Origin of the sequence: Arcobacter sp. 15-2 (assembly GCF_047159865.1) — a bacterium.
Taxonomy (GTDB): domain Bacteria; phylum Campylobacterota; class Campylobacteria; order Campylobacterales; family Arcobacteraceae; genus JAIOSF01.
In genome coordinates, this window is the sequence record NZ_AP038804.1 from 288,534 (window position 1) to 303,010 (window position 14,477).

At 28.2% G+C, this 14,477-nt stretch carries 12 protein-coding genes; 5 read left to right on the top strand and 7 right to left on the bottom strand.

Translation table 11 applies throughout. From position 1 onward, the window contains the following. The first annotated feature begins 113 nt into the window (after nt 1–113). The 5 genes from ACMCMH_RS01515 to ACMCMH_RS01535 are packed head-to-tail and all read left to right on the top strand — an operon-like array spanning nt 114 to nt 3,738. A complete protein-coding gene (locus ACMCMH_RS01515) occupies nt 114–398 on the top strand; it encodes a hypothetical protein (protein ID WP_412726405.1) in 285 nt (94 codons plus the stop codon). Between the two features lie 3 nt (nt 399–401). Further along, entirely contained in the window at nt 402–1,232 is an 831-nt protein-coding gene (locus tag ACMCMH_RS01520; RefSeq protein ID WP_412726407.1) for a DUF692 domain-containing protein, read from the top strand. Next, entirely contained in the window at nt 1,225–1,914 is a 690-nt protein-coding gene (locus ACMCMH_RS01525) for a hypothetical protein (RefSeq protein WP_412726409.1), read from the top strand. The genes ACMCMH_RS01520 and ACMCMH_RS01525 overlap by 8 nt, the downstream gene beginning before the upstream one ends. Further along, entirely contained in the window at nt 1,911–2,570 is a 660-nt protein-coding gene (locus ACMCMH_RS01530; protein ID WP_412726411.1) for a response regulator transcription factor, read from the top strand. The genes ACMCMH_RS01525 and ACMCMH_RS01530 overlap by 4 nt, the downstream gene beginning before the upstream one ends. After that, entirely contained in the window at nt 2,560–3,738 is a 1,179-nt protein-coding gene (locus ACMCMH_RS01535) for a sensor histidine kinase (protein ID WP_412726413.1), read from the top strand. Before ACMCMH_RS01530 ends, ACMCMH_RS01535 begins: the two co-directional genes overlap by 11 nt. Nucleotides 3,739–3,742: 4 nt before the next feature. Here ACMCMH_RS01535 and ACMCMH_RS01540 read toward each other — a convergent pair whose 3' ends face one another. The 7 genes from ACMCMH_RS01540 to ACMCMH_RS01570 form a co-directional block, all read right to left on the bottom strand. Then, entirely contained in the window at nt 3,743–5,773 is a 2,031-nt protein-coding gene (locus ACMCMH_RS01540) for a dynamin family protein (protein ID WP_412726415.1), read from the bottom strand. After that, nucleotides 5,773–8,112 (bottom strand): dynamin family protein, encoded by a 2,340-nt coding sequence (locus ACMCMH_RS01545; protein WP_412726417.1) that lies wholly within the window; start codon nt 8,110–8,112, stop codon nt 5,773–5,775. The genes ACMCMH_RS01540 and ACMCMH_RS01545 overlap by 1 nt, the downstream gene beginning before the upstream one ends. Before the next feature lie 92 nt (nt 8,113–8,204). Beyond that, nucleotides 8,205–8,936, bottom strand: coding sequence for a fumarate reductase iron-sulfur subunit (locus ACMCMH_RS01550; RefSeq protein WP_412726419.1), 732 nt, complete (start codon nt 8,934–8,936; stop codon nt 8,205–8,207). Further along, entirely contained in the window at nt 8,936–10,921 is a 1,986-nt protein-coding gene (locus ACMCMH_RS01555) for a fumarate reductase flavoprotein subunit (RefSeq protein WP_412726421.1), read from the bottom strand. The genes ACMCMH_RS01550 and ACMCMH_RS01555 overlap by 1 nt, the downstream gene beginning before the upstream one ends. Further along, nucleotides 10,921–11,718: a fumarate reductase cytochrome b subunit gene (locus ACMCMH_RS01560; protein WP_412726423.1), complete on the bottom strand. Its 798-nt coding sequence runs from the start codon at nt 11,716–11,718 to the stop codon at nt 10,921–10,923. Before ACMCMH_RS01560 ends, ACMCMH_RS01555 begins: the two co-directional genes overlap by 1 nt. A gap of 249 nt (nt 11,719–11,967) precedes the next feature. Beyond that, entirely contained in the window at nt 11,968–12,567 is a 600-nt protein-coding gene (locus ACMCMH_RS01565; RefSeq protein ID WP_412726425.1) for a 3'-5' exonuclease, read from the bottom strand. A gap of 7 nt (nt 12,568–12,574) precedes the next feature. Then, complete coding sequence (locus ACMCMH_RS01570) at nt 12,575–14,410, bottom strand: putative nucleotidyltransferase substrate binding domain-containing protein (RefSeq protein ID WP_412726427.1); 1,836 nt, start codon at nt 14,408–14,410, stop codon at nt 12,575–12,577. Nucleotides 14,411–14,477: the final 67 nt, after the last annotated feature.

Here is a 14,477-nt window from a genome sequence, read left to right on the forward strand (position 1 = left end):
TTAATATTTAGTAAGTATCTCAATTTTTCTTCTTAATAATTCATTTTTACATCTACACATAAGCTACACATCATTATAATATAATATTTCAGAACAAAAATAAAGGATTAAAAATGAGTAAAAATATAAAATTAGCAGGTGTATTATTAGGTGCGGTTATCTCAACTTCAACAATGGCTTATGCAGATTCACATGGAAGTAAATGTGGCGCTGGTAAATGTGGTGGTGAAGCTAAAAAAGAGATGAAGTCGGCTAAATGTGGCGCTGGTAAATGTGGTGGTGAAGCTAAAAAAGAGATGAAGTCGGCTAAATGTGGTGCTGGTAAATGTGGTGGTGACATGAAGAAAAAAGAGATGAAATCAGCTAAATGTGGTGCTGGTAAATGTGGTTCTAACTAAGCCATGAAACATATCAAAGGTTGTGGTTTAGGCTTACGAACTGAATTCTTAGATGATATACACTTTGATAAGAAGTCCTTCTCACCAGATTGGTGGGAAGTAACTCCTGAAAACTGGATCAATATGCCTATATGGTATAGAGAAAAGTTTGAACAAATTGCAGAACATACACCTTTTGTAGCACATGGAGTTTCATTATCTTTAGGATCAAACAAAAAACCAAAGAAAAAATACTTAAAAGAGTTAAAAACTTTTTTAGATACTTATAATATAAAATACTACTCAGAACATATAAGTTATTCATCGTATGACAATATACAAGCACATGAATTGTTACCTGTGCCATTAACAAAAAAAATGATAAACTTAATGAGTGATAATATTAAGTATGTAGAAGATTTTTTAGGAAGAAATATTTCAATAGAAAATGCAACATACTATCATGCGGAAAAATCAAAGCTTAGTGAAAGTGATTTTATAAATGAATTACTTCGTCAAAGTGGAGCAAAACTATTACTAGATGTAAATAATGTCTATGTTAATAGTATAAATCATTCCTATAATGCAAAAAAATTTATAAATAGTTTGGACTTAGATAAGGTTTCTTATATTCACACTGCGGGACACTATTTTGATGATACTGTGAAAATGCTCATAGATTCTCATGGAACTAAAGTTAATAACGAAACTTGGGATTTATTAGAATATACTTTAGATAAAATAGATGTATCTCCTATGATTGAGAGAGATAATAATATACCTACTCTACAAGTAATTAAAAAAGAATATAAAAAAATGAAAAAAATCTATGATAAAAGAGCCTCTTATGAATGAAAGAAAAATTCAAAAAGACTTTATTGACCAAATAAAGGGAAAAAAGAAAGTTCAAAAAAAATCTATTGATGTATATAAGTATCTAGTTCATCATAGTTTTTTTGATGTCCTTGTTAATGCATATCCAGAATTTTATAACATAATACAAGCTAAAAACCTAGAAAAAGAATTCGATAAATCTATTTTCAAGTTTATGCAAACTAAGGCATTTAGTCCTTACATATGGGAGATGCCAAATGAATATAGAAAATTCTTAAAAAAATCAAATTTTTTCAAAAAACTAAAATTTCTGAATGATTTATTACATTTTGAATATACCGAACTTTTTCTTTTTATGCAAAAAGAACTTCTTTCAAAAAAACATACTTTTGAAATGTCAAAAAAGTATAAAGTGTCAAAAAACACCACAATTCATAAATACAATTATGATGTGATAAATCAAAACTTTGATAAAAAAGAGCAAATTTTTGTATTGGGATATTTTGATAAAGAGTTAAATGAAGTGGTTTATCGACCACTCAATCATTTATTGTACTCATTTTTAAAATTTATTGATAAAAATGAAAGCTTAAATGTAAACTTACGATTATTTTTCAAAAATAATAAAATTTCATACAAAGACTATGCCAAAGACTTTAAATATGTTTTAAACGAACTCTATAACAAAAAAGTACTCATTTGAAGATATTATTATTAGAAGATGATATTATCTTAAATGAACTAGTTGAAGAGTTTTTAACTTCTCTTAAACATGAAGTGATTTGTCAATATGACGGGATGGAAGCCCTCGATGTAATTGACGAGGATATTTTTGATCTCTTATTACTAGATGTTGGTACACCCACGCTAAGTGGATTTGAACTTCTTAGTGAATTACGAGATCGTAAAGTAAAAACTCCTGCCATTTTTATTACATCATTAAGTGATATAAAATCACTAGAAACTGCTTTTAATATCGGTTGTGATGACTATATCAAAAAACCATTTGATTTAAAAGAGTTAGAGATACGAATAAATCATTTAAAAAATGTAAAACAAATTGGTATCCAAGAGATTATTGAGATAAATAGTAAATATAAATATGATTTTAAAAATTTCACTATTATTGAAAATGAGAAAAAAACTGTACTCTCTCAAAAAGAGTCAAAAATATTCGAATATTTTATAAAAAATAAAAACAGAATCATCTCTTTTGATGAACTTATTAATAATATATGGAAATATGATGCAACACCAAGTAATGCTACAATAAGAACATATATCAAAAATCTTCGTAAAGCTTTGGATGAACAAATTATAGTTACTGTAAAAGGTTTAGGATATAAATTTGAGAGTTGAAGAAAAATCAATTTTATTTAAATTTGTTCTTTTATACCACATCTCTACATTTATACTCTTAAGTGTCATTGCTATTTTAATATACAATATGCAATACCAATCTATATATAATCTTTCAATTTCAAACTTAGAAACAATCTCATCGAAAATTTCTGCAAAAATTATTACATCAGATATGAAAAATGAAGATTTAGATTTTAAGACGCTTTGTTCTTCTGACAAAGGGGTAAAATTTGCACTTTACGATAAAGAAAAAAATACTATTTTTACAGATTTAAAAAACAATATTTCAGTTGATTTTGAGAAAAAAAATTATTTAAAAGATACCCATATAATCTCTATAGATAAAAGTACCCTTGGTCATCTAGATGTTGACGCTATTGTTATGATTAATAATAATTTTAAATCAAAAATTCATAGCATCATAATTACTATTTTAGTTATATTTATTATCTCTTATTTAATTATATGTGCTGTAGGATATTATTTAATACAACTATTTATGAAACCAATAAAAAATGAAAGAAAAAGATTAGATAATTTCATCAAAGATACTACACATGAACTTAACACTCCAATAACAGCATTGATGATATGTACAGATAAAAACACTCCTCGCAGTGAAAAAAATATGGAAAGAATATATTTAAGTTCTAAAAGAATTTCACATATTTACAATGACCTCACTCATATAATATTAGATCTCAATAAAAAGAAAAAAATAACTACTATTGCACTTCATGATATCATTACAAGTGAACTAGATTATTTTGAACTGTTAGCTTCTAAAAAGAAGATATCTATAGAGTTTAATATTCAACATACATTTATAAAAATTGATAAAGATGATTTTAAAAGAATTCTCGGCAATGTATTATCAAATGCGATCAAATATAACAAGCGTCAAGGAAAAATTAGAGTTACATTAGAAAATGCTATATTATCTATTGAAGACAATGGTATTGGAATTAATGAAAAAGATCAAAAAAACATCTTTAATCGATACTATAGATCAACTGTTCAAGAAGGTGGTTTTGGATTAGGACTCAATATTGTTGATACAATTTGTAAAGAATACAATATTCAAATAGAAGTTCAGTCCCAACTACAACATGGTACTACTTTTAGTTTTAATTTTAAACATTTAACCACAGAAGAAAAAGATTAAATTTTTAAATTTCTTCTTTTATCTTTTTTAAATCTTCAACTTTAGATAAATACTCTTCTTTTTTAGACTTCACAAATTTTACTCTATCTTCATTAATTTCTAAATATTGAGTTTTAGAATATTTTACTACTTTGTAAAGATAGTTTCGTTTAGATGTTAAAAAGTCTTCAATTTTTTCAAAAGCGAAATTTGTTTTTAATTTCGCAAAAATATCTTCTTTTCTTGGATGTTGAATAGAAAATTTTGTAGGCTCTTTTTTATATAACTCTTCTGACTCAATAATTTGTTGTTCAAAATATGAGATAGTTGCTTGTGTAGTTTGAATATAACTATAAGATAATGCACCATTAAAATAAGCAAACTTTTTTCTAAATGCAGATATATTTTCCAAAATTGCTCGTTGATATGAACTTAGAACATTTTCATATACTTTAGCAGCAAAGTGTCGTGTATTTGAAAATTCAGAATCTGAAGCAATCTCTCTATTCTTTTTAATCAACTCATACGGTTCTTGCCAGCTACCAATTTTGGATTTAATATTTTCATAAACATCCCTAAATGAAGCGTCAGTATTTAACTCAATATTTTTCAGTAACTTAATTGAGCGTTTAAACATTTTGTCAATCGTTTGATCATCGTAAAATAAACTTTTATAAATATTATCAGAATCAATCCAATAAGTAGTATAATCAAATTTTTCAATTTTATCTCCACTTAGAAAACTTCCCTTTGACTCTTGAAATCTATGTGATGTTTTAGTTTTTATGTTTTTATAAGATTCTTGAGCAATTTTTTCCATAATACTCTCTAAAGAGTTATAAACAGTATATAAATCTTTAGAATGCTTTTTATAAATTGATTCAAACTCTTCTAAAACTTCATTTTCACTCTTTTCTAGCAAATCAATTAAAGCATCATATACTCCAATAATAGTATTATACTCAGCAATTAAAATATCACAAATACCTTTCAAATCACGCTTTATAGCATATTCTTTTGCTTCTGTTGCTTGAGGCTGTATTGTATTTTTTATAAAATCTATAACCTCTTTAATATTTGAATCCTCAATAAGTTGTGTATTTACTGAAACATCTGAATTCTCTATTTGTCGAATATTTTCTTTAATAGCTTTGATTTTTTGATTTGAAAAATCTATATCATCAATATTTTTTGCAAAAAGTTCTTTTTTTAACTCACCGAGCATACCATCATATTCATCTTTTAATAAAATATCTTTTTGGTGAGCTCTGGACTCCAAAGCCATTTTTGCAGATATAGGAACAACCTTTGCAAAAAATTTATCAAACTTTTCGCTTACATATTTTGTTGTTGTTTCTACTTGATCTTGTGTAAATTTATCTTTCTGATTTAACACACACAAAGATTTTTCTTTAAAATGTTCCATATATTCTTCTAAAACTTCAGATTCAGACATTTTGCCTGCATTGTCTATAAGTGTTAACCAGATAATACCACCAACATCTCTAAGAACTCTTCTTGTAGTATCTGTATCACTTTGACTTTGTGAATTTAAACCAGGAGTATCTACAAAAGAGATATCTTTTAAAATATTCATTGGAGCATAAAGAGTTAAGTATTTTATATCATTCATTTCATGTTGTCTTTGATCTGTAAAATCAGAAATAGACTCAATAGGAGCATACTCCTGCGCTCCAGAATAATAAGTGATTTTTAATTTATACTCTTCCCCATAATTAATAAAGTTTACCTTTGATGTAACTGGTGTAATTCCAGTAGGCAAGATGTTTCTTGATAATAAAGCGTTTAGAAAAGTTGATTTTCCAGAACTAAATTGTCCTGTAATAGCAACTTCCATAGGATATCTAGCTCGTCTAATCTGTTTGTTCAAAATATTTTCTAATTGTCTTGAAGGCAAAAACTTTTCATCTAAAAGTTTTACTTGTACTTTTCGAATATCACCTAAAATTCCATCTTCATAGATAATCTCTTTTTCAAAATACTTGTCTTTATACTCTGCAACAAACTTTTCTAAAATATTAATTTTTGTATCCATTAGTATAGCCCTTCAATTTTACTTATAATATTATTCATCTTTTTTATTTTTTTATGAATGTTAATTGATAACTCTGCTCTATTTTCTTCATTTGTAGTAAACTTAGAAATTTGAGAAGCAAGTATTTTTTCTTCAGACTGTAGTTTATCTTTTACCTGAAGTAAAGGCTCATTTAAAGCATTAAAAAAAGTATCAATCAATACAATACTTATCTGCTTTGCTTTTTCTTTTATATTTTCTTCAATAGTTTTAAATTCTTTTTTTACGAAACCTGCTATTTCTCGTGATAGTTCTTCTATCTTAGACTCTTTTGATGTTGATACAGCTTCTACTATTTGTGATATAAGAACCTCATTGCTAGAAGTTAAAAATCCAGATTTAAAGTCATCTTGAAAAAAAGCAATTGCATCAAAATTACCATTTTTAGTTCCAACTGTGAAACCCATATCATGATATTTTTGTTCACATTGTTCTCCAATAGATTGCGATTTTTTAATAAACTTGTATCGGTAATCTCTAATAACATCAATAATTCCATCTTTAATGGCCGTTTCAACAATCACTTTTATTCGAGAACTTTGAGGTCTTTTTTTAGTTTTTTCAAATGTATATCTTACATCAGATACAACTCTTTGTGTGATAATATTTTGCAAGTCTATTAACTCTGTATCTAAAAAAGTTTCTAAAGAGATAATATACTCTTTTGAATCATTTTTATAATAAGCTATATCTTCACTCATTGCAGTTAAAATTCTACTATTTACCTCTTTCTTTTTATTAAATATCTCAAGTTCTTTTTCTAATTCATTTTTAGATTTCGATAAAAGTTTCAATTCATAGTTTAAAGCATTTATCTCTTTTTGACTTACTCTTAAAAGTTGCTTTTTACTTGACTGCACTACTAAATCACCTTTTTGAGAATTAGACCCAAATAAAGTTTCTTTTAAATACTTTTCAATCTCCAAAATACCAGTATCCTCAATAGTAAAACCAGCATCAATTGCTTCTTGTGATTTCCCTGTTCTATGAAGTAATGCCATTTTCCCTGAAATAGGTATAAATTTAATTGTATCCAAAATATAATCGAGTTTACTATCTTTATTTTGCATTGCAAGTTGTCGTTTAATAGATGACTTTGTATATTCTATAACCTCTTCTAATTGTGCTTTTGTAACGGTGTCTGCTCTTGTGATAACGATAAGTAATTTTGAAATATTTTGATAGAGCAAAGCATCGATGATAAACTCAACATCTTTTAATGTAGCACTTTGACTTACATTCATAAGATGAATCATCATATCACAAGCGCCTAAATACTCCTTAGTGATCTCTTCTCTTTGAATAACAGGATCATCTAATCCTGGAGTATCAACTATCTCAATACCATCTCTCAAAAAATCTAAATTTGAACCAAGTTCAACATATTTAACAAGGTTACATCTTTTCCCTTCAGCTTCAGCTGATGTATATTGGGAAAGTTCACTAATATCAATTTCATCAAATCTCGATTGTGGTTTCACAAATGATTTTAAATCATCACCAAAAATTGTATTAGTTTCATTTACAAAATCTTTCATTGAGTCCAATTGCTCCGATGAATGAAGAATTTTATTCCACTCCGATTCATTCCAATAAAATACTTTTGCATTTTCATTTTCATTATATTTTACAATTGTCAAGTTTGCAGTTTCAGGGACAACTGCACTTCCTAAAACTTCTTTACCCATTAATGCATTAAGCATTGTAGATTTACCAGCATTCATAACACCAGTAATACCTATAGAGAATTTTTGTTTTTTTAGATAGTCACTTGTATCTATTAAATCGTCTTGAAATTCTGATGAAACTTGAGATGATAATTCTTGAATAATTTTTTCGATAAGAATTTTTAAATCAGTAAATAAACTTTTAGCTTTTTTATTCTCTTTTTTATCATGTGGATTTTCTTCTAAATTTAACTCTTTATAATCAAATAAAGATTTTAATTTTACATGATTATCAGTAGTCATAATTTTTTCATCATGAAGATATTCAAAAGATTGTTGAAGTGTATGTATTAAAGATTTTGATTTATGTAAGGTGATCAGCTTAATAATATTATATTGTAATTTATGTAATTCCTCATCATTTAAAGGCAATGAAACATCTAGTTTTGTACAAATCTCTTTGAATGTTTCTAGAGCGATTACTTTCGTTGTATCTTTTCTTGCAATTGCTAAGATTAATGCAAACACTGAAAATGTATCATCATTTATTTTACTATTAATCTCTTCTAATTCATACTTTTTTTCTAAATTCATACCATGATATAGTAAAAAATAATCGTTTATTAAGCTCATATAATATCTCCTAAATATAAAAAGTTAAATATCATAAAATGATATTTAACTTTTTGTACTTCAAAACTAAAAAGAGGAGATCCTCTTTTTAATTATCTTAATGCTACTAGTTTTCGTCTTAAGTAAGCAATTTTATTTTGTAATGGTAAATGTTTTGGACAGTGATCTTCACACGCCAATAATGACATACAACCAAAAATTCCATTATCATCACCAATTAACTCATAAAAGTCTTCAGCTGTTCTTGTATCATGAGGGTCAACTTCAAATCTAGCAACTCTATTAAGTCCAACTGGTCCAACAAAATCTGGTCTCATAAGTTTAGTACCACATGAAGCAACACAAATACCACACTCAATACATCTATCAAGCTCAAAAGTTTCATCTGCAACATCTGGATCTACTTTAGATTCCATTTTAGTAATATCAATTTCTTCGTTGTTTACAATCCATGATTCAACTTTCACAGACATAGCATCCATCCATTTACCAGTGTTCACTGATAAATCTTTAATAAGCTCAAATGCTGGCATAGGCATAAGTTGTAACTTACCTTCTGGATAATTAGCAATAAGTGTTCTACAAGCAAGTGCAGGTTTACCATTAACAATCATTCCACAAGAACCACAAATACCAGCTCTACAAACAAAATCAAATGATAAGTCAGCATCAAACTCTTCTCTAATTTTTGTTAAAGCAATAAAAAGTGTCATTCCAGGAGTTTCTTCTAATTTATACTCTACAAATGTAGGTTTAGAATCTTTTGCTCTTGGGTTATATTTTAATGCTGAAATAGTTATTTCTCTACCTTTTGCAATACTCATTATTTGTCTCCTGCTCTTTCATTTTTCTCTCTATAGTTCATTGGCAAATCAAATGGCATTAGTTCATGTTGAATTTCATGTCTATCTTTACCTTCTGCCTGCATTTTCTCTGTGATTTCATCAACTTCAACTTGTCTTTTTTCAGATAATTCATGCTCAATAATCATACCTTTAGCACCATATCCTCTAAATGCTGGAGGCATCTCCATTGTCATAATATCAAGGTCTTGATATGTAACAGTTGGTGTTGTTTGATTTGCATCTGGCCAAGAAGTTAGCGTTCTATTTAACCAGTTAGCATCATCTCTTTTTAAGAAGTCTTCTCTATAGTGAGCACCTCTTGATTCAGTTCGTTCACGAGCACCTTTAGCAACACATAGTGCAACTTTAAGCATTCTTGGAACTCTATATGCTTCTTCTAATTCAGGGTTACCAACTCTTTCTTTAGATTTAACATTGATTTGTTTCGTTTTCTTTAATAATTCTTCCAACTCATCAACAGCTTCAGTAAGTCCTGTACCATCTCTAAAGATACCAACTTTTTGATCCATTAGGTTTTGCATTCTATTTTTAATTCTAAAAATATCTTCGTTACCTTCGTACGATAAAATATCATTTAAATATGTATCTTGCTCATCTAAGAACTTTTGAACTGTTTTAGTTCCAATAGTTACATCATTTTCTAAACAATAATCAGCAAAGTAATTACCAATAATCATACCAGCAACAACTGTTTCAGAAACAGAATTACCTCCAAGTCTATTAAATCCATGCATATCCCAACAAGCAGCTTCACCACAAGCAAATAAACCGCTTAGTGTTTGAGACTCACCTGTAGGGTTAGTTCTGATACCACCCATAGAGTAATGTTGCATTGGAAGAACTGGTGCCCATCCTGCTTTACCCTCATCTGCTGGATCAATACCATTAAAGATTTGACAGATTTCTTGAACATCTCTTAAGTTTTTCTCAATATGTTCTCTACCAAGAATTGAAATATCTAACCAAATATGATCACCATATGGAGAAGGTACACCTTTACCATTTCTAATATGCTCAATCATTCTTCTCGAAACAACATCTCTTGAAGCAAGTTCTTTCTTTTCTGGCTCGTAATCTGGCATAAATCTATGACCATCAACATCTCTTAAGATTCCACCATCACCTCTACAACCTTCAGTTAAAAGGATTCCTGATGGAACAATTGGAGTTGGGTGAAATTGTACAGCTTCCATATTACCAAGTGTAGCAATACCAGTTTCAAGAGCAAGTGCAGCACCAATACCTTCACAAATAACAGCATTTGTTGTTTGTTTAAATACTCTACCATATCCACCTGTTGCAATACATGTACCTTTAGCAACATAAGCTTCTAATTCACCTGTAATTAAATCTCTTACAATCGCACCATAACATCTATTATCTTCATGGATTAAAGAAACAGCTTCTTTTCTATCTCTGATATCTACTTTATTTCTAAGTGCTTCGTTAGCTACACCAAATAACATTGTGTGACCTGTTGCATCAGCTGTATAACATGTTCTCCACTTTTTAGTACCACCAAAATCTCGAGACATAATTAAACCATGTCTATCAGCATCTTCAGTAATAGTAGTTTTTTTAGCATTAATAACTGCTTCTCTTGAACCTTCTCTTACTCGTGTCCAAGGCACACCCCAACCTGCTAATTCTCTAATAGCTTTTGGTGCAGTATGTACGAACATTCTTGCAACTTCTTGATCACATCCCCAGTCAGAACCTTTTACAGTATCTGCAAAGTGTAAATCCTCATTATCTCCATCTGACATTTTAGAGTTACCTAAAGATGCTTGCATACCACCTTGAGCAGCTGCTGAGTGAGATCTTTTAACAGGAACTAATGATAATACTACAGTATTAAGTCCTTTTTTTTGTGCAGCAACACCGGCTCTTAAACCAGCAAGTCCACCACCAATAACAAGTGCATCACAATAATTAATTTTCATTATGCAATTCCTCCAATAGATTTATTTGATATATTATATGAGATTATTTTAGCCGATGTTGGAACATATCTTTCACCTACTTTATCTGCATGATCATATCCTATTTTCATATACGCTAATAATGAAGCAAGTCCTAGTACCATAAAAAATACTGTTAATGCCCATTTAACTTTTTTGAGTGTTTTTCTAGTTTCTCTTGGATTTTCTCCATCAAACCATCCCCATTTTACACATAATCGGTAAAGCCCAATTGTACCATGGAATTCAACAGCTAATAAAAGTAAAAGATATAATGGCCACATCCACTCAGACCAAACTCTATCTGCTGATGCATAAGGTCCGATATCTGCAGAATTTGTCATTATGATATATAAATGTACAGATCCTAAGAAAAACATTACAAAACCTGTGAATGCCTGTGTTAACCATAATTTAGTATCATCATGATTCATACTATTTGCATGAGCTTTCATTACTTGATATTGTTTAAAGTTTCCTGGCAATTTTCTCATACCTAAACCAGCATGTGTTATAAATATAATAAAAATAATTGCAGCAGTAATTGTCACTAATAATGGATTACCACCATCAAAAATAAAATTTGCTTCCAATAATTTAGTAATTTCATACATGAAATCTTTTGATATTAATATCGACGATACTAATAACATATGTCCCCACATAAATAAAGCTAAAAATCCACCTGTAACACTTTGAAGATAATCAAGTTTTGCTGGTACTCGACTTTTCTTCCCCTCAACTGTTTTACCTAAATAGCCCTCAATTAGGTCACTCATATTCTATCCTTTCTTACACTTAGTATTCTTTCTATAGTGCATGATGATATCTTAAGTGAGCTTTGCTTTACTTTATATTTTTTTGATTTATTATAAGCTAAAATCATATTTCTAAAGTAAAAAATCGCATAAAAAAGCTGTAAATAAGGCTTTCTTATTGCACTCAATAGAAAAATAATGCTATATTATTGCTATTATTTTTTGTTACGGAATAACACATATTTAGAAGCAACATGATAAAGGGTGATCCTATTTTTTTAATTTTAAAAAAATCATAGCTGTCATAATAACATCATTAATTGCATCATGTTTACCAAGTCTGGGTAAATTTAAACGATCCATAATAATATCAAAACGAAGATCTATATTTGCACCAGGTGTTTTCTTAATCATTTGATCAAAATATATTTCGGATACTTCATATTGTTTATTTGGCAATTTTATCCCTATTTTAGGTTTAATATACTTATTAACCATAGCACAATCAAATTCCAAATAGTATCCAACTAAAGGACGATTTCCTACAAAATCTAAAAACTCATAAATAACATCATCAATATTCAGAGCATTTTCAATATCACACTCTCTTATATGATGTATTTTAATACTTTCAGCAGAAAGAGCTTGTTCTGTTTTTACAAAGCGTTCAAATTTTCGACTATGCAAAATTTTATTATCTTTGATTAGTATTGCACCTATGGAAATAATTTCATCTTTTTTTGTATTTAAACCTGTTGTTTCACAATCAAAACAAACATATTCATCACCTTCATACTCATCTAAAAGATAATTAAATCTATCGTCTGTTAACTTTTTTTTATTAAAGTATTGTTTTATTTTTTTAATCATAATAAATCTAACTAATCATATTTAATTTGAAATGATAAGTAATAAATTTTTTAAATTTATTTACAATTTTAAAACAATCTTTTAATAAATCTTTTTCTAGTGTTGATAACTTTGAAGGATTGATATAATTATCTAGATTGAGATGATTGTCAATTTTTTCCAATCTAAATTTTAAGCGTAATGTTAATAAAAAGTTAAATGTTTCAACAATTTCATTTTTAAACTCTTCATCTATAACTCCTATGTGATATAACTCTTGTAACCTATCAAAAGTACTTGTTTCATTTAAATATTTTTCAATTCCTAAACTCCTTACACCATGAACAATAGGGAAAATACCACCTTTTTTTAAATCTAATTCATCTTTATGTAAATCTTTATCTACAACAAAATCAGTAAAAAGTCCTAATGGTGTTTCAAAAGAAAGGGTAGCCTTTGCAAAGAAAGGATAAAAAGTATTTGTATTTTGACAAATTTTGAACATATATTCTTTTACATCTTTTAACAAATGTTTATCTCCTGTCACAGTAATAGCATCATTAAAAATAGCAAGATTCATAAAGCCATCTTCGCTTGGCTTAGTAATCCAATCAAAAATTATATCTTTGTATTCTTTTGATGTTCGTACCCAAAAAGGATTTGAAACCATAATATTGCCATCACACAATGGATATCCGAAATCAACAAGATATTTAGTATATGTTTTTGTATATTTCATAATACTTTCTTTATCCATTGAAAAATCATCTCTTAAAATTAAGGCATTATCTTGATCGGTCCGAAGTATTTGTTCACTTCTACCCTCACTACCCATTATAATTAATGAAGAATTTTCTTGTAATTCTTTGGGTGCTGTTAGATGATAAAGCTTTTCAAATAATTTTTCGTTTAATTGAGAAATTAACTTAGAGATATGATTTACTTTAATTCCCTTTTCATATAAAGTACGAATTGTTCGTATAAATTTACTACTTGCTTCTTTTAACTCTTCAATTGACACTGCATTTTCTATTAAACTACTTGTAGAGTGTGTATGTGAAGCAAAAAAACTATTTAGTGATACAACATCTAAAGTACCAATAATTCGTTCCTCTTTAAGTACTAATAGCCTTTTAATATTTTTCTTAGACATTGTTAATTGAGCATTAAACAAAAAGTCATTTGCATCAATTGAGATCAATCCATAAGTAGCAATTGATGATACTACAGTATCAAAGTCAATTCTATTATATATCGCTTTTTTTACAAAATCTGAATCAGTTACTATCCCTATTTCACCATCTGACCGTTTTACTAAAATTGATTCTGCTTTGTTGTCTATTAATTTTTTCACTGTATTATGAATAGTTTCAGTTTCATCTACATAAATTGGTTTTTGCAAATATGCATCTTCAACTTTGGCAATCGAAAAACTCAGAAGCTCTTTACTTTTTTCATCTTGAATACTATTATTCAACTTTTCAGATATAGAGGAAAAAAAATAACTCTCAACCTCTTCATTTTGATACATATACTTTAAAAAAATATCTTTTGGTAACATATAACATATTGACTCTTGTACTGTTACATAAGTGTGTTTTATCTCATTTCTAATAAGAATTAATGGATTGAAAAATTCATTTTCAGCGTACACTGATATCACTTCATCTTCATTTCTCTCTTGTACCACACCTTTAATTATAAAATATAAATACTCCACCTCTTTTGAAGGGGATAATATTTCAATATCATTTTTAAAATATACAATATCCAAATGACTACATACTTCTTCTAACTCTTGATTTTTGAGATGATTAAATGGTTTAATATGACTAACAAAACTTTTTATTTCTAAAAGACTCATAATTTTATTCCTTGAACAAATATAAAAAAAGCCCCTACTACAGGGGCTTTTTATTAGATTGTAAACC